The organism is Neiella litorisoli, from assembly GCF_014773395.1.
In the GTDB taxonomy this organism is placed as follows: Bacteria; Pseudomonadota; Gammaproteobacteria; order Enterobacterales; family Neiellaceae; genus Neiella; species Neiella litorisoli.
Genome location: NZ_JACXAF010000020.1, coordinates 44,175 through 61,037 on the forward strand (window position 1 = coordinate 44,175; position 16,863 = coordinate 61,037).

Sequence of the window (16,863 nt, forward strand, 5' to 3'; positions counted from 1 at the left end):
CATTAGCCGTAGAGCTTCCAAATCAGGTTGCCAGCAAGTAGCCACAAGAACACCGAGAATGCCCGTCGCATGGTTTGCGGCGGCAATTTCGCCACCAAAGTGGCGCCAATGCGGCTAAACACTGAACTCGTCAGCACAATGCCAAGAAACGCCCAAATATGAACATAACCAATGGTCGCTTCGGGCAATTGCTCGACCTGATGTCCAGCGAGCATGTAGCTGGTCGCGCCAGTTAACGCCAATGGTGCCGCACAAAATGCTGCGGTGCCAATGGCATAGCGAATCGCCATACGTTTAGACTTCAAAAACGGCACCATAAATAAGGCGCCGCCAATGCCTAAGATCGCCGACAAAAAACCCATCACACTGCAAGCCAACTTCCAGCGCCAATTAGCGACCCGAAACTTTTCTTGCTTGGGCTCCTTGCTAAACCACATATACACCGACATGAGCACTAAGAAGCCCATGAAAATGTTACTCAGTAACTGGCCGGATAATTGGTAGGCCACTGTCACCCCAATCACTGAGCCAAGCATCAAGAACAACACCAACGCGCGAACGGTTGGCCAATGAACGTGGTGCTGCTTGTGATGGGCATAGGCTGAATTAAGGCTAGTCACCACAATGGTGGCAAGAGAAGTGGCCAAAGCCATGTGCATCGCCACACTAATATCGATGCCTTGGTGGCTAAACGCCCACATCAGCACCGGCACAATGATCAATCCCCCACCGATCCCAAATAGCCCAGCAAGAAATCCAGCGACACAGCCCAGCCCCAAATACAGAGGAAAATCCATTGCGATTCAGCTTTTATCGACCAACACAAATGCAAGTATAACGGTCGTATGCGGCACTGTAACCTTGAGTAACTCCAGTCATTGTCAAGCGCCGCCAGAAAAACAATGTCGGACCATTGGAAATGTCTCTTGACACATACCCTGTGGTTCGCCATAGTGTCCCCATTCAGCGGACTGAAATACGTCGGTCCAGCAAGAGGATTACAAACGAATGGTATTTTCTCGTCTGACTCTACTACTTCTTCTCGCTCTCTTAACTGAGAAGCGCGGGTAGGTCGTGTCAGAGTAAACCTCAACAAACACACATAAAACCCGCGCACTAAGCGCGGGTTTTTTCGTTTTTGGCTCAATAGCTTTTTATAACGACGCCGCAGGTACGGCGAGCGTCACCAACTGGGAGATCACGTCATGAGTGACCAGGTCATTATCTTCGATACCACATTGCGCGATGGCGAGCAGGCCTTGTCTGCAAGTCTGACAGTAAAAGAAAAATTACAGATTGCGCTGGCTCTCGAACGACTGGGTGTGGACGTGATGGAAGTTGGCTTCCCAGTTTCATCACCAGGTGATTTTGAGTCGGTGCAAACCATTGCACGCAATATCAAGAACTCGACCGTGTGTGGCTTGGCCCGTGCCGTCGACAAAGATATTGATGCCGCTGGCGAAGCGTTAAAAGTCTCAGATAACTTCCGTATTCACACCTTCATCTCCACTTCCGACATTCACGTTCAAAGTAAGCTGCGCCGTAGTTTTGATGATGTCTTGGCGATGGGCGTCAATGCGGTGAAGCGCGCCCGCAATTACACCGACAACGTGGAGTTCTCGTGTGAGGATGCCGGTCGCACGCCAATCGACAACTTATGTCGTATGGTCGAAGCCGCGATTGCCGCGGGCGCAACCACCATCAATATTCCCGACACCGTCGGTTACACTATTCCAAGCCAGTTCGGTGGCATTATCCAAACCTTGTTCAATCGAGTGCCCAACATCGACAAAGCAATTATCTCGGTGCACTGCCACGATGACTTAGGCTTGTCAGTAGCCAACTCCATCAGCGCAGTACAAATGGGTGCTCGTCAGATTGAATGTACCGTCAATGGGATTGGCGAGCGTGCAGGTAACTGTTCTTTGGAAGAAGTGGCGATGATCATCAGCACTCGCCAAGATTTGTTGGGTGTTGGCACTAACATAAACCACAAAGAGATTGCCCGCACCAGCCAGCTGGTCAGCACTTTGTGCAACATGCCGGTCCAGCCAAACAAGGCCATTGTCGGCTCCAACGCCTTCTCACATTCTTCAGGAATTCACCAAGATGGCGTCCTGAAGTCGAAAAACACTTATGAGATCATTACCCCAGAGAGCATTGGTTTAAGCCAAAATGTGCTGAACCTGACATCACGCTCGGGCCGCCACGTGATTAAGCATCGCATGGAGACCATGGGCTACAACGAAGCCGACTACAACTTGGATGAGCTGTATGCCAGCTTCTTGGAATTGGCTGATAAGAAAGGCCAAGTATTCGACTACGACTTAGAAGCCTTGTTGTTCTTCAACAGAATGCATGAAGAAGACGAGTTCTACTGTCTGGACTATTTGAGCGTGCAGTCAGGCTCTTCGGTCATGTCCACCGCCAGCGTCAAGTTAAACTGTGGTGGCGAAATGCGTATTGAAGCAGCCACTGGTAACGGTCCGGTTGACGCGGTTTATCAAGCCATCAATCGCATCACCAACTTGGATATCGAAGTCGTCGATTACCACATCAGCTCGAAAGGCAAAGGCAAAGACGCTTTGGGCCAAGTTGACATCGTCGCTATCTACAACGGCCGCCGCTTCCACGGCATGGGCCTTGCAACGGACATCGTTGAATCATCAGCGCTGGCGTTAATCCATGTAATGAATCACGTGCAGCGCGCAGATGCCGTCGCCGAACAAAAATTGAAGTTAAAGGAAGAGAAAGAAACCGTATGAGCCAGTACAACATTGCCGTCCTCGCGGGCGATGGAATCGGACCGGAAGTCATGGCAGAAGCACTGAAAGTGCTGGATGTCGCGCAACAAAAGTTCGGCTTTACTTTGAATTACGATGCCCATGATGTCGGTGGCGCAGCCATCGACAACCATGGTGTGCCGCTACCAGACTCAACCATGGCGGCTTGCCAGAAGTCTGACGCCATTTTGTTTGGCTCCGTCGGCGGGCCAAAATGGGAAGGCCTACCACCTGATCTGCAACCAGAGCGCGGCTCACTGCTGCCTTTGCGTGGCCACTTTGATCTGTTCTGTAACTTCCGCCCCGGCAAAATCCACACAGGTTTGGAGCCATTGTCGCCATTGCGCGCTGATATCTCTGAGCGTGGTTTCGATATTCTGGTGGTACGCGAACTGACTGGCGGTATCTACTTCGGCAAGCCAAAAGGCCGCGAAGGCGACGGTGACGAGGAGTATGGCTTCGACACTATGCGCTACTCGCGCCGCGAGATTAAGCGCATTGCTCATATCGCTTTCCAAGCCGCGCAAAAGCGCAGCAAAAAAGTCACCTCTGTCGATAAAGCCAACGTGTTGGCCACCAGCATCTTGTGGCGCGAAGTGGTGATTGACGTTGCTAAAGACTATCCAGACGTTGAGCTTGAACACATCTACATCGACAACGCCACCATGCAATTAGTCAAAGACCCAAGCCAGTTTGACGTGCTGCTTTGCTCAAATCTGATGGGCGATATTCTGTCGGATGAATGTGCCATGATCACCGGCTCTATGGGCTTGTTGCCATCAGCTAGCTTGAATGAAGACGGCTTTGGCATGTACGAACCGGCAGGCGGTTCAGCGCCAGATATTGCCGGCCAGGGCATTGCTAACCCGGTGGCACAAATCTTATCCGCAGCACTGATGCTGCGTTTTAGCTTGAACCAAGATGCGGCTGCCGACGCCATTGAAGCGGCGGTGAGCAAAGCGCTTGCCGATGGCTACCTGACCGGCGAACTGCTACCTGCAGAGAAAAAAGCAGACGCCAAATCCACAGCCGAGATGGGCGATTACATCGCCAAATTAGTTCAGGAGTCTTAATTCATGGGCCAGACCTTATACGAGAAAGTCTTCAACGCCCACGTGGTGCGTGAAGTCGCAGGCGAAACCCCGCTCATTTATATCGATCGCCAATTGGCGCACGAAGTGACCTCACCACAGGCCTTTTCTGGCCTGCGCGCTGCTGGTCGTAAACTGCGTCAGCCAAGCAAAACCGTGGCGACCATGGATCACAACGTATCAACCCGATCGTTGGCAATTGATGCATGTGGCCCGCAATCTGAAACTCAGATGCTGACTCTGCGCGCTAACTGTGAAGAATTTGGCGTCGAGCTGTATGGCATTGGCCATATCAATCAGGGCATCGTTCATGTCATGGGCCCAGAGCAAGGCTTAACCCTGCCGGGCACCACTATTGTTTGCGGTGACTCTCACACAGCCACTCACGGAGCCTTTGGTGCCATCTCATTTGGTATTGGTACTTCTGAAGTTGAGCACGTGATGGCCACTCAGACTTTGAAGCAACCTCGCTTCAAAACGATGAAGGTACAGGTCAACGGCACTCTTGACCCGCGCTTAAGCGCCAAAGATGTAATTCTGGCGATTGCCGGTGTGACAGGCTCAGCTGGCGGTACTGGTTATGCCATCGAATTCTGTGGCTCAGCGATTGAAGCGCTAACCATGGAAGGCCGCATGACGCTGTGTAACATGAGCATCGAAATCGGTGCCAAAGTGGGCATGATCGCGCCAGATCAAACCACCATTGATTACATCCAAGGTCGTCCATACGCGCCCAAAGGTGAAGCATGGGATGAAGCCGTTGAGTACTGGTCAACCCTGAAGTCGGATGACGATGCACAGTTCGACGCCGTGGTTGAACTGAATGCTGAAGACATCGCTCCTATGGTCACTTGGGGTACTAACCCAGGTCAGGTGATTGGCGTCAATGATGTGATTCCAACGCCAGAAGATTTTGCCGACGCCGTTGAAGCCGACTCCTGTGCTAAAGCTCGCGCCTACATGGGCATCGAAGCTGGCCAGAAACTGTCTGATCTGAAAGTTGATGTTGTATTCGTTGGCTCTTGTACCAATGGTCGTATCGAAGATATTCGCGCTGTTGCCGAAGTGGCGAAAGGCAAGAAAGTAGCCGACGGCGTTGAAGCCATTGTCGTTCCAGGTTCTGGCTTAGTGAAAAAACAAGCCGAAGAGGAAGGTTTGGATAAAATCCTGACCGATGCTGGCTTTGAATGGCGTCTGCCGGGCTGCTCTATGTGTTTGGCGATGAACGACGACAAATTAGGTGAAGGCCAACGTTGTGCATCCACCTCAAACCGCAACTTTGAAGGTCGTCAGGGCCGCGGCGGTCGGACCCATTTAGTCAGCCCATCAATGGCTGCCGCAGCAGCAATTGCGGGCCACTTCGCAGACGTAAGGGAGATTTAAAACCATGGCTGGAATTCAAACATTGACCAGCGTTGCAGCACCTTTGGATCGCTCCAACGTCGATACCGATCAGATCATTCCTAAGCAATTTCTGACTAAAGTTGAACGTACCGGCTTTGGTGAGCACTGCTTCCACGACTGGCGTTATCTCGATGAGGCTGGCACTCAGATAAACCCTGACTTCATTCTTAACCAGCCAACCTATGCCAGCGCCAATATTCTGGTCACTCGGGAAAACTTCGGCTGTGGCTCATCACGTGAACACGCGCCTTGGGCCTTAAAAGAAATGGGCTATAAGGTGATTCTGGCACCAAGCTTTGCCGATATTTTCTATGGCAACGCCATCAACAACGGCATGCTGCCAGTGAAGCTGAGTGACCAAGTCATTGACGTTATCATGAAGCAACTGCTAGCTGAGCCGGGCGCACAAATGACGGTCGATTTGGAAGCCAAGGTTGTCACAGCGCCAGATGGCAGCACTTACGATTTTGATCTCAACGACTTCCATCGCGAGTGCTTACTCAAAGGCTTGGACAGCATTGGCTGGACCTTGCAATTTGAAGATGCCATCAGCGAATACGAAGCTAAGATCCCAGCTTGGCGCCGCTAGCCTGCTGAACAAGCACAACGTTAACAAACCGGGCGCTGCCCGGTTTTTTTTGATCATGTGTTCATTGAAATGATTGGTTTTCTGAGTAGAGGAAGTCGTTGCTTCTAGCTCGGACACGCCGTGAAATCATCCATGATGGCTCTACTGCAGCATCCCTGCTGCAGAAGGTCCTCGCCAGAAGCAACGACTCCCTCTGTAATGCCTAGCGCAATTGTTCAACCGAATAGAGGTTGTTGTTTACCTCAAAGTAGTGCCTCAAAAAGCATGGATGCTTTTTGTGGAGCGCTCCATGGATGGACTTGAGCGTCACTTCTTTGAGGTAAATAGCGACCTCTGCAACCGAAATCACGCTCACAAAACCCACCCTACTTCGGCTTTTTAATAAATATTCTGAATAGTTTGCCGATAATGACTTAACCTGCTTAATAACCCAACGAGTCGGAGGAATGCGCGTGTCAGTACATCAGATAAACCTTCGATTGATGCTCTCCCTATTCCTACTCGTCGGAGCGTTCAGCGCTCTGTGCCAAGCCGCCCCCCAAGAGCCACCGCAAATCGAGTTCAATAAAATCCCGCAAGGCGACCAGACTCTATACAGCTATGTGTGGAAAGATGCGCGAGGCAATCAACAGTACGTCAAAGCATCGCTCGACACCGAACAAATGATGAACTCCAGCCGTGTTCATTATCAGTTTAAACCGCGACATTTGTCCGCCTACCTCGAACAAGCCATTCGTCGTGCCGAGGCCGACCTACCCGCCGGAGTGAATATGCGCCTGAGTAACTCCGGGTACAGCTATGCAGTTCGTTTAACCGGACGTGATAACGACGATGTCGCCGCGGCCAGAGCCCAGCTGAATCAAGTGATTGCTGATGCAGAAGCGCAATACCTTGATGACCGTAACTTGGCAAAACTGCAAGACGGCTATGGCCAGCATGGCGTCATTCCCAATCACTTGTTTTATGCCAGCGCCAGTTTGCAGCCGCTCGCTCCGCTCATCACCGCGTTTTATAAACAAGTCCATCAACTGCCGCCTCACATCGCTCTCGAGCGGATCATCAGCTTCGTGCAAGCAATTCCCTATAACGACTTAGAACGCCTGTCGGGTGGCTACCTACCGCCACCGTCTGTGATTAACGAAAACATGGGCGACTGCGACTCCAAGGCGGCTCTGGCAATCGCTCTTATTCGAGGCGTTTATCCGCGACGCAAAATAGCCTTGGTTTACCTTAAAGAGCATGCCCTATTGGCTGCGCAGTTTAATTATGATGTTCAAGGTGACTGGTTTTATGGTGATGGCAGCCGATGGTTGCCGATGGAAGTCGCCGGGCCTGGGATTTTTCCGGTCGGTAAAGCAAGCCCGCAATCAGAACGTGAAATCAAAGCAAAAGCTTTTCGGCTGATGCCTGTTCCATAACAGAACAGGCCCAGATGAGTCACTGAAGTGAACTAAAGTTGCTCTTCGGCAAACGAAGCCAAGCGGCTACGAACCACGCCATTGAGATAAACGTGGGCAGAGCCCTCAAAGTTCTTAAAACGCTCCGCAATATAGGTCAAACCGGACGTCACCGGCGTTAAGTAGTTGCTATCAATCTGCGCCAAGTTACCTGAGCAAACAATTTTGGTTCCCTCGCCACAGCGAGTAATGATGGTCTTGAGCTGCGAGGCGGTTAAGTTCTGACACTCATCCAACAACACCAATGCATTTTGAATGCTGCGACCACGCATAAAGTTGACCGACTTAAACTGGATATTGGCTTTATCCATGATGTACTCCATCGAGCCATCCGGCGATTCATCATGGCGATGCAGCACTTCCAAAGTATCGGTCACCGCAGCCAGCCAAGGCGCCATTTTTTCTTCTTCGGTACCCGGCAAGAAACCAATTGATTCAGCAATTTCAGGCGTATTTCGAGTGACAATCACCTTCGAATAAATGCCTTTTTCAACCACCAACTCTAGAGCTGCAGCCAACGCCAATAGGGTTTTACCACAGCCAGCGGGGCCAGTTAGCACCACCAAATCCAAGCTTGGATCGAGTAGCGCATCCAGTGCCATCGCTTGATAGACATTTTTCGGCTGCACGCCCCAAGCTTGACGCCCCATAATACGCTCACGGCCCAAGTCATGCAGGGTGACTTTGCCATCGCCTTTGGTCACGACCCGAGCAGCAAACTGCTCGCTGGTGTCAATGATGTATTCATTGGGAAAGGCATCAGGTAACACAGACTCATCAACCACATGAAAGGTATCCCGACCTTCTTGGAAGCTTTCACACTCGCCGACTTCATCCCAAAAGCCATGGTCGAGTTGGCGGAAACCTTTTGACATCAAGCTAACATCGGAAATCAACTGGTCAGTTCGGTAGTCCTCCACATGCTGCATGCCGGCGCCTTTGGCCTTCAAGCGCATGTTGATGTCTTTAGTGACCAACACCACCATCAATGGCGCTTTCTCGTTTTGCAGATATAGAGCGGTGTTGATAATTCGGTTGTCATTCTCTACGGCTGGCAAGAAGCCGCTTTTTTCAGGTAGGGCATGATCGGGGTATATCGACAAATGGCCGGACAGGTTCTCATCACCCGGCTTTTCCAACCGCACTCCTTCAGCAATTTCTTCTGGGGTGGCATCTCGCAAGGCATCATCAATGGCGCGAATGGCAATACGCGCATCACGGCTGACGTCTTTGCGACGATCTTTGATGTGGTCAAGTTCTTCTAAAACCGTCATCGGGATGATGACATCGTGCTCTTGGAAAGAATAGATAGCGAGGGGTTCGTGCAGTAATACGTTGGTATCGAGAATGTAGACTTTCTTGTCTTCCTGACCCATAGGCAACTCCCACTGTTGGCCAATTGGATGGTCTCAGAGGCTGCTGCGCTGTGCTGTTTGCTCAGTTCAACAGCCCATAAGCGGCAACGTGATTGGTAACGAACCAATGCAGAGGTTACCTGCTAAGTTCTAGACTAAACTCTGTAATCCAAGATTGAAAGTGATTTGTTGGAGTCTGTTGCACTTGGTTGTCAGAATTATGAACAAGCCGACGTCGGCAACAAAACGCCACAGCCCCAGATAAAAATAGTGACCTGACTGACGTCAAAAGGCACTCAATTTTTGCCACATTTTTCGGGTGATTGTCGGCGCGAAATCCATTACTATGCGCGCCTTTCAAAATACCCTACAGGCTGAATTTATGCCCCATGCTATTGGCCAACGCTGGCTTAGTGATAATGAATCTGAACTTGGTATTGGTCTACTTAGCGACCTCGATGCCAGAACAGTAACGCTCTCATTCCCAGCGACGGGTGATCGCCGCGTGTACAACAAAAAAGATGCGCCGATTACTCGCTTAACATTTGCCGAAGGTGATGCAATTCGTCACTTGGACGACTGGCAAATGCAAGTGACCAGCATCGAAGAGAAGAATGGCGTGCTGGTTTACTTTGGCACCCATACAGAAACCGGCGAAAAAACCGGCCTGCTAGAAACAGAAATCCATCCGGCGATTATCGTCAACAAGCCGCAAGATCGCTTGTTTGCCGGTCAGGTTGATCGCCTTGAGCATTTTAATCTGCGCTACCAATGCTTACAGCAGCGCGCGCGTTTACAAAGCTCAGAACTACGAGGCCTAAATGGTGCTCGCATCGGCCTTATTCCGCATCAGCTGCACATTGCCAAAGAAGCTGGCCAGCGCTACGCACCTCGGTTGTTGCTCGCCGATGAAGTGGGGCTGGGCAAAACCATTGAAGCCGGTTTGATTTTGCATCAGCAATTGCTCACTGAGCGCGCCCAACGAGTGTTAATTTTGGTGCCAGAACCATTGTTACACCAATGGTTGGTTGAGTTGCTGCGCCGCTTCAATATTGCCGCAGCGCTGTTCGACAAAGAGCGGGTTGCCGAAGCCATGCTTGACGGTCTGAACCCTTTCGAGACCGAACAAGTGGTGCTTTGTGCCCAAAGCTTGCTCAACAACAAAAAATACCATGAGGCCGCCGTTGAAGCCGGCTGGGACTTACTGATCGTCGATGAGGCCCATCACTTGAGCTGGGACAACGGCCAGCCAAGCCGCTCCTATCAACAGGTCGCCGAACTTGCCGAAGAAACACCGGGTTTGTTGTTGCTCACCGCAACGCCGGACCAATTAGGCCACGAGGGCCACTTCGCCCGCTTGCGACTGCTCGATCCAAATCGCTTCCATGATTACCAATCATTTGTTGCCGAAGAGCAAAGTTACCAACAGGTTGCCGATGCTGCCAATGCCTTACTAGACAAGCAAAAGTTAAGTGAAGCGCAACTGCAATTGCTCAACGAATTGATCAGCGAAAACGACATCGAACCACAGCTCAAATGCGTACAAGACGGCAATCTTGCCGAGGAGTTGCGCGACCAAGCGCGCGGCGAATTACTCCAGCAATTGCTTGATCGCCATGGCACCAGCCGAGTGCTGTTCCGTAATACTCGAGCAGCAATTAAAGGTTTCCCAAAACGCTGTTTAAACATCTCGGAGTTGGCCTTACCGAGTGCCTACCAAACGGCATTAAAACTAAGCCGAAAATCTGATCCACAAGAGCAATTACTGCAAGCCTTGTCACCTGAGCAAAGTTATTGCGAGCTCGAAGGCGACAGCGATGCGTGGTTAAACATTGATCCACGCCTTGATTGGCTGATTGACACCTTGGCCGACGTTAAACCAGCCAAAGTACTGCTGATTTGCTCGCTCAAACGCACCGTGTTGCAGCTAGCCGAAGCGCTGCGCAATAAAACCGGCATGCAGGTTGCCGTATTCCACGAAGACATGAGCATTGTCGAGCGCGATCGCGCTGCGGCCCACTTTGCCGACGACGAGCAAGGCGCGCAAATATTGCTGTGTTCAGAAATTGGCTCTGAGGGCCGTAACTTCCAGTTTGCCCATCATTTAGTGCTGTTTGATTTGCCGTTGAACCCAGATTTGCTGGAGCAACGCATTGGACGCTTGGATCGAATTGGTCAGCAGCACGACATTCAAATTCATTTGCCGGTGTTTGCAGAAACCGCACAATTACGCCTGCTGCAATGGTTGCACCAAGGTCTCAACGCCATTGAGTCAACCTTGAGTATCGGCAAGCAACTGTACGATGAGTTTGAGCAACCACTCCTTGAGGGGCTGCGCTTGCAAACAGACGCCGAACATTGGCAACAATTACTCAACCACACCCGCCAACGGCGTGATGAGCTGATCGCCATGCTTGAATCCGGTCGCGATCGGCTACTGGAGATCAGTTCTCGTGGTCAAGGCAGCGCCGAGCAATTGGTTAATGCCATTGCCGAACAAGACGATGACATTGCGCTGACTCAATTTATGCTGCGGCTGTGGGATGTTTATGGCGTCAACCAAGACGAAAAAGGCGAGCAATGTATTGCCCTGATGCCAAGTGAAGGCATGTTGGGCGGCGACTTACCAACGCTCTCCGAAGAAGGCGCCACGGTCACGTTTGATCGCAAAACAGCATTGAGTCGGGAGGATGTGCAATTTTTAAGTTGGGATCACCCGATGGTCGCAGGCGCAGTCGACGCCATTTTGGGGACCACAACCGGCTCGACTAACGTCGCGGTGCTCAAAAACAAAGCCCTGCCAGAAGGCAGCTACATGCTGCAAGTGGTGTTTACCCTGCACGCGCCGGCGCCGGGACATTTGCAGCTCGCTCGCTTTTTACCGGCCGAGCCAATTCGACTGTTGCTGGACAAACGTGCCACTGACTTGTCGGATAAAGTCGACTTCGATCAACTCTCGCCGCAACTCAGTCCAATCGGCAAACACACTGCGACCAAATTGGTGGCAGCCCTACGCCAGCAATTACCGCCATTGCTGCGTACTGCTGAATCATTGGCCCAGCAACGAGCCGAGCAAGCTATGGTGCAAGCCAATCAACTGGCCGACGACTATTTTAGAGCGGAGCTTGATCGACTATCAGCCCTAAAAGCGGTTAACCCCAACGTCCGCGATGATGAAATTGATCACCTGCAATCGCAATCAGTGCTCGCTCAGCAGGCGCTGGAGCAGGCTCAGGTGAGACTTGAATCCATTCAGCTGATTGTCGTCCATCACGCTTAACGTGCGACTGCAAAATGAATGCGAGTTGCCCTACAATGGGCGCTCGCATTATTGCCAGCAAAGTCACTACCTGCCATCGCTATATGTCTGATTTTATTTATCAACCACCGACTGAGCCTTATCTCAAGGTACTCTATCTTGACCACGATCTGGTGGTGTTAGATAAACCCAGCGGCTTGCTCTCGGTGCCGGGGCGTTTGCCGGAGCATAAAGATAGTTTGATGCTTCGGGTCCAGCGGGCGCTGCCCACGGCTATTGTCATCCACCGGCTCGACATGGCCACGTCAGGCATTATGGTGATGGCGCTAAACCGCCCTGCGATGAGCCATTTAGCGCGCCAGTTTCAACAGCGGCGACCACGCAAAACCTATTCTGCATGGGTCGATGGCACAATTGCCAGCGATGGCGGTTTAATCGATCAGCCACTCATTTGCGATTGGCCTAATCGGCCCAAACAAATGATCGATACGACTCAGGGCAAGCCGGCCCAAACCTTATGGCAAGTGGCTGAACGCCGCGCCAATCGGACGTTAGTGAGCTTGCATCCGATCACCGGTCGCTCCCATCAGTTGCGCGTGCATATGCTGCATTTAGGCCACACCATTCTTGGTGATCAACTATACGGGACTGAGCGGCAAATACAGGCAGCTCCTCGGTTGCAGCTTCATGCCAGCCACCTTCAACTTGACCACCCAGTCACAGGGCAGCGGATGAGTTTTGACAGCCCTGCGAATCTGGCGTTAGAGTTTCTCCACTAGTCCTTTTTGGCTCCACCCTGTTATGACGCGCTGCTGCTCATTATTGCTACTGCTATTCGCCGCATCACTCTTTGCAGCCACTGAGCCCGAAGCGCCAGAGCACTGGCCAATCGAAGCTCGGCGCGATATCAAGTGGCTGCAAATCAGCGGCCAGTCGCCGGTGCCTGCGCTGCTTCGATACTCCGAAGAAGTGCGAACGGTTGGCAATGCGGTGTTAATCCCCGAGGCAGGCAAACAAGTGGTGTCGCCTTACCAGATGATGTATTTGCGCCGTTCGCTGGCGAGCCTTGGTTGGAATACCTTGCTGATTGAGCCGCCCAGTTGGCCTGATACCCAAGACAGTAAATTCTGGTTGAGCTACCGGTTGGAGCTGGTGACTCGAATCAAAGCGGCATTGGCGTTAACCGCGGGGTTAAAAGGCAGAACCATGATTGTCGCCGAAGGGCTGAGCGCTGCCAGTACCATGAAGTTATTCGCCGACGGAGAGCTCCCCCAACCCGAGGCTTTGGTGTTGCTCTCACCGTATGTGCCAGACGTCGCCCAGAATCAAGAGATCATTGGTTGGTTTGGGCAATCGCAATACCCGCTTTTGGATTTTTACACACCATTTGATAATCGCTGGGCACAGAGCACGGTGCAACAGCGCGCAGTCGCCGCTCGCAAACAGGTCCGTTTAGATTTCCGTCAAGTCAACCTAGCGGTGCAACCACCAAACGACAGTGGCCAACGTTGGTTGACCCGACAAATTCACGGATGGATCGATCATTTGGGTTGGTAAAGTGGAAACCTTGCCTATACTGATAAAACATAATAATCATAAGTAGAGCCTGTTAATCTTTGGTGTATGAATTTTGTTCGTTCAAAATGCTCTTTTGAGCAAGAAGCAAGCTATGCGGTATAGCAATCTATATAAATAGCGAGCGACGTAGCGAAATGAGCATTTTGACGAACCCTTAGGGCAGCGTTTATTGGCAATTTATTCAGCGTCAGCGATTATTCATTGACGGCCAGTCAACTTCATAACCGCTTCCTTGCCTAAATCACCAATAAATTGCTGCAAAAACACACAGCAAAGATCAACAGGCTCTAACAGTTTGCGAGATTTGGACATGCGATTCTCAACGGCAGCGACAATTTTGTTCGCAGCACTGGCATCTTCGCCTCTGCTGGCCGCTGATGATGTGTCTACAACAACCATTCCACAAGCAGTCACCACCACCCAGTTTTTAAGCCCTGCGAACACCACCGGATTTTGGCAAGTGGCCGGCACCGGTCAATTCCAACTCACCAGCAATGTCTCTGTTCGCGTCGATTATCTTCACTATCAGCCCAATCTATCCGATCAGCACGCTAAAGAGCCCGACGCCTATAACTTGCGAGGCGCTTACGATTTTTCTCATCATTGGCAAGGGTTTGTGCAGGTTGCGGGCGGCACCTACATTATGTCGGATCCCAACACCGCGTTGGCGCTGCAAGAGCAAGAAACGGACACCATGAACATTGGCGGTGGTGTCCGCTATAACTTCAATAATGGGGTTTACCTGGAGGGCGTTGTTCAGTTGGCTGATCCATCAACGGATTTGCAAAGCCCGTCTATCAAGCCGTTAATGTCGGTCGGCTATCAGTTCTAAACTTCTAGCCTTTAGCCTTTTTAATCATTTCATAAGCCGCTTGAATATCCTGCGACTTTTCCTTAGCCAGCTCTAAAGCTTCCTGCGGCACCCCTTTGGCCATCAATTTATCTGGATGATGTTGTGCCATTAGCTTGCGATACGCTTTCTTAATGCTGGCCATATCATCAGTGCTGTTAACCCCCAACACCCGATAGGCCTCTTGCAGTTGTTGCTGACTACTGGCTTGCCGAGGGCTGTGGGCATGCTGGCGGAAACGGTGTTCGGCCTGCCACATGGAGAACAGCTGGTCGAGCGCTTGGCGAGAAAAGCCCAATTCATCAGCAATGGTGTACAAAATTTGCTGCTCTCGGGCATGTAATTCGCCATCGGCAAACGCCGCTTGCAACTGAATTTCCAAAAACATTTGCATGACATCATGGCGACCGTAACAGGCATCTCGCAGCTCTTTGAGTTTTTGTCGAAGTGGAAAACCGGCCATTCGGCCATCACGGTGAGCTTCTTGCATTTCTCGACGGCGATCACCGCGCAAGCCCATTCGGTCCATCAGCGAATTGGCGACATCAATATCGGCTTGGGTGACCCGCCCGCTTGCCTTGGCAATATGGCCCATCACCGCATAAGTGCTGTGTAGGAACAACATGTGGTTGGTCAATGACGATCGTCCCTGATTGAACATACCGCCGAAACCGCCGCGCTGACTAAATTCACGCGCCATGCCTTTATCAAACATATGGCCAATCCACAGACCGACGAAAGCGCCGACCAAGTGACCGAGCATAAAGCCGAAACCAAATCCGAGGATTTTTCCAGCAAAAGGCATGCTAAAACTCCAACTGTTTGTTCAATTCGGCCAACCGCTGTGGTGTTCCAACGTCGCACCATTGGCCTTGAAAGTGCTCAGCAGCAATCGTTTGCTTGTCCAATTGCGCTGTTAGTAGCGGTGCCAGCGGCGCTCTGCCCTGCGGGCAGCCGGCAAATAACTGTGGTGAGTAAATACCAATGCCCGAATAAGTCAAACCATCATCCTGCGACTTTGCAGCCAGATAGCCGTTGTTATCAATAGCAAAATCACCGGCTGGGTTATGTTGTGGGTTATTCACTAACACCAGTTTGGCTAACTCACCGGCCTTCAATTGCTGGTTACCGGTGAATGACCAATCGGTCCAGACATCGCCGTTCACCAACCAGAATGGCTGCTCACCGAGCAACGGCAGCGCTTGGACAATGCCACCGGCCGTTTCTAAAGCGCCTTGACGCTCATGGGAGTAGACAATGGTCACCCCAAATTGTTCGCCATGACCGAGGGCTTGTTCTATTTTGTGCCCCAAGTGCGCCAGATTAATCACCACTCGCTCGACACCAGCTGCTGCTAATTTTTCCAGATGCCAGACAATCAGCGGCTTGCCAGCCACTTGCAGCATGGGTTTGGGCAAAGTGTCTGTCAGCGGACGCATTCGCTCGCCACGCCCTGCTGCCAGAATCATGGCTGATTTAATCATGGTTGATTGCGCCACACCGGTAATACCCGTTGTTCAACAAAGTCACCAAAATCATGGGTCTCGGGGTATTTCTTCGCGATTCGAATCATGTAGCCCAAGGTGCGCGGCACATCCAAAAGATAGCCCGCCTTACCGTCCCGATGACACAATCGACAGAAAATGCCACTGGCTTTGACGTGACGTTGAATGCCCATTAAGTCAAACCAGCGGATCATCAGTTGCGGATCGGTTTCGGTGAGCAACCCTTGCGCCAGTGCTTTGGCAGACCATTCTTGCAAACGCGAATAGACCCACTCATCGGGCCACTCGACGTAGCAATCGCGAAGTAATGACACCACATCGTAGGTGATGGGGCCGAGTACCGCGTCCTGAAAGTCGATCACGCCAATCTCATCGTCAGCCAACACCATGATATTGCGTGAATGATAGTCACGGTGCACGCCAACTTGCGGTTGCGCCAGTGCATTGGCAACCAGCGCATCAAAGGCGCGACTAATCATGGTGTGCTCAGCCGCACTCAATTGCAACTGTAAATGAGTGCCGAGCAACCAGTCGGTAAACAGCGCATTTTCTCTAGCAATATGAGCAGCATCAAACGGCGGCAGAGGCCCGCTGGTCGTTTGCTGAACCTTAGCAACATGGAGCAGCGGCTCGAGCGCTCGTTGATACCACTGTGTTTTATTGTTTTCATCAAGTGTCGCCAGCAGCAATTGATCGCCAAAGTCCTCAAGGCACATGAAGCCCTGCTGCGCATCCGCGGCAATCACCGCCGGTACACGAATTTGCTGTTGGCGGAAGCTATCGGCGACGCGCAAAAACAGACCACAGTCTTCGTGAGGCGCTGGCGCATCAACCGCAATCATCGAGCGGTCACCACCGGTGACACGGAAATAGCGACGAAAGCTAGCATCACCAGACACTAATTCAATGTTGAGTTGAGGGTTATTTAGGGCTTTTTGCAGCCAGATCGCTAACGCCTGCTGGCGCAGTTGTTTATTCATGGTTAAGTCCGG

14 protein-coding genes are annotated in these 16,863 nt (G+C 51.5%); 9 read left to right on the forward strand and 5 right to left on the reverse strand.

The window, feature by feature from the left end; translation table 11 throughout:
* Positions 1–2: 2 nt before the first annotated feature.
* On the reverse strand, positions 3–797 hold the full coding sequence (locus tag IC617_RS14375) for a sulfite exporter TauE/SafE family protein (protein WP_191145686.1): 795 nt from the start codon (positions 795–797) through the stop codon (positions 3–5).
* Between the two features lie 408 nt (positions 798–1,205).
* Between IC617_RS14375 and leuA the strand changes: the two genes are divergently transcribed.
* From leuA to IC617_RS14400, 5 genes are all read left to right on the forward strand, one after another.
* A complete protein-coding gene (gene leuA / locus IC617_RS14380; RefSeq protein ID WP_191145687.1) occupies positions 1,206–2,765 on the forward strand; it encodes a 2-isopropylmalate synthase in 1,560 nt (519 codons plus the stop codon).
* A complete protein-coding gene (gene leuB, locus IC617_RS14385) occupies positions 2,762–3,856 on the forward strand; it encodes a 3-isopropylmalate dehydrogenase (protein WP_191145688.1) in 1,095 nt (364 codons plus the stop codon). Before leuA ends, leuB begins: the two co-directional genes overlap by 4 nt.
* 3 nt (positions 3,857–3,859) lie before the next feature.
* Positions 3,860–5,257 carry a 3-isopropylmalate dehydratase large subunit gene (gene leuC / locus IC617_RS14390; protein ID WP_087507124.1) on the forward strand — a complete coding sequence of 466 codons (1,398 nt, stop codon included), beginning with the start codon at positions 3,860–3,862 and terminating at the stop codon, positions 5,255–5,257.
* Between the two features lie 4 nt (positions 5,258–5,261).
* On the forward strand, positions 5,262–5,867 hold the full coding sequence (gene leuD, locus IC617_RS14395) for a 3-isopropylmalate dehydratase small subunit (RefSeq protein WP_191145689.1): 606 nt from the start codon (positions 5,262–5,264) through the stop codon (positions 5,865–5,867).
* A 452-nt stretch (positions 5,868–6,319) separates the two neighbouring features.
* The gene (locus IC617_RS14400; protein ID WP_191145690.1) at positions 6,320–7,285 is read left to right on the forward strand and encodes a hypothetical protein; all 966 of its coding nucleotides are present in this window, start codon (positions 6,320–6,322) and stop codon (positions 7,283–7,285) included.
* Between the two features lie 32 nt (positions 7,286–7,317).
* Here the strand turns inward: IC617_RS14400 and IC617_RS14405 are convergent, their stop codons facing one another.
* Positions 7,318–8,700 carry a PhoH family protein gene (locus tag IC617_RS14405; RefSeq protein ID WP_191145691.1) on the reverse strand — a complete coding sequence of 461 codons (1,383 nt, stop codon included), beginning with the start codon at positions 8,698–8,700 and terminating at the stop codon, positions 7,318–7,320.
* 361 nt (positions 8,701–9,061) lie between these two features.
* On the opposite strand from IC617_RS14405, the gene rapA reads away from it, so the two are divergent.
* The 4 genes from rapA to IC617_RS14425 all read left to right on the forward strand — a co-directional run bounded on the left by rapA (position 9,062) and on the right by IC617_RS14425 (position 14,348).
* Complete coding sequence (gene rapA / locus IC617_RS14410; RefSeq protein WP_191145725.1) at positions 9,062–11,959, forward strand: RNA polymerase-associated protein RapA; 2,898 nt, start codon at positions 9,062–9,064, stop codon at positions 11,957–11,959.
* Positions 11,960–12,042: 83 nt separating this feature from the next.
* Positions 12,043–12,717 (forward strand): pseudouridine synthase, encoded by a 675-nt coding sequence (locus IC617_RS14415; protein ID WP_191145726.1) that lies wholly within the window; start codon positions 12,043–12,045, stop codon positions 12,715–12,717.
* A 22-nt stretch (positions 12,718–12,739) separates the two neighbouring features.
* Positions 12,740–13,495, forward strand: coding sequence for a DUF3530 family protein (locus IC617_RS14420; RefSeq protein WP_191145692.1), 756 nt, complete (start codon positions 12,740–12,742; stop codon positions 13,493–13,495).
* A gap of 331 nt (positions 13,496–13,826) precedes the next feature.
* Positions 13,827–14,348, forward strand: a complete 522-nt coding sequence (locus tag IC617_RS14425) for a hypothetical protein (protein WP_191145693.1) — start codon at positions 13,827–13,829, stop codon at positions 14,346–14,348.
* A 4-nt stretch (positions 14,349–14,352) separates the two neighbouring features.
* On the opposite strand, the gene djlA is transcribed toward IC617_RS14425, so the two are convergent.
* From djlA to IC617_RS14440, 3 genes are read right to left on the reverse strand one after another with little or no spacing between them, the layout of a single operon-like run.
* The gene (djlA, locus tag IC617_RS14430) at positions 14,353–15,171 is read right to left on the reverse strand and encodes a co-chaperone DjlA (protein WP_191145694.1); all 819 of its coding nucleotides are present in this window, start codon (positions 15,169–15,171) and stop codon (positions 14,353–14,355) included.
* Between the two features lies 1 nt (position 15,172).
* Positions 15,173–15,850 (reverse strand): N-acetylmuramate alpha-1-phosphate uridylyltransferase MurU, encoded by a 678-nt coding sequence (gene murU, locus IC617_RS14435; protein ID WP_224746030.1) that lies wholly within the window; start codon positions 15,848–15,850, stop codon positions 15,173–15,175.
* Entirely contained in the window at positions 15,847–16,851 is a 1,005-nt protein-coding gene (locus IC617_RS14440) for an aminoglycoside phosphotransferase family protein (RefSeq protein WP_191145695.1), read from the reverse strand. Before IC617_RS14440 ends, murU begins: the two co-directional genes overlap by 4 nt.
* Positions 16,852–16,863: the final 12 nt, after the last annotated feature.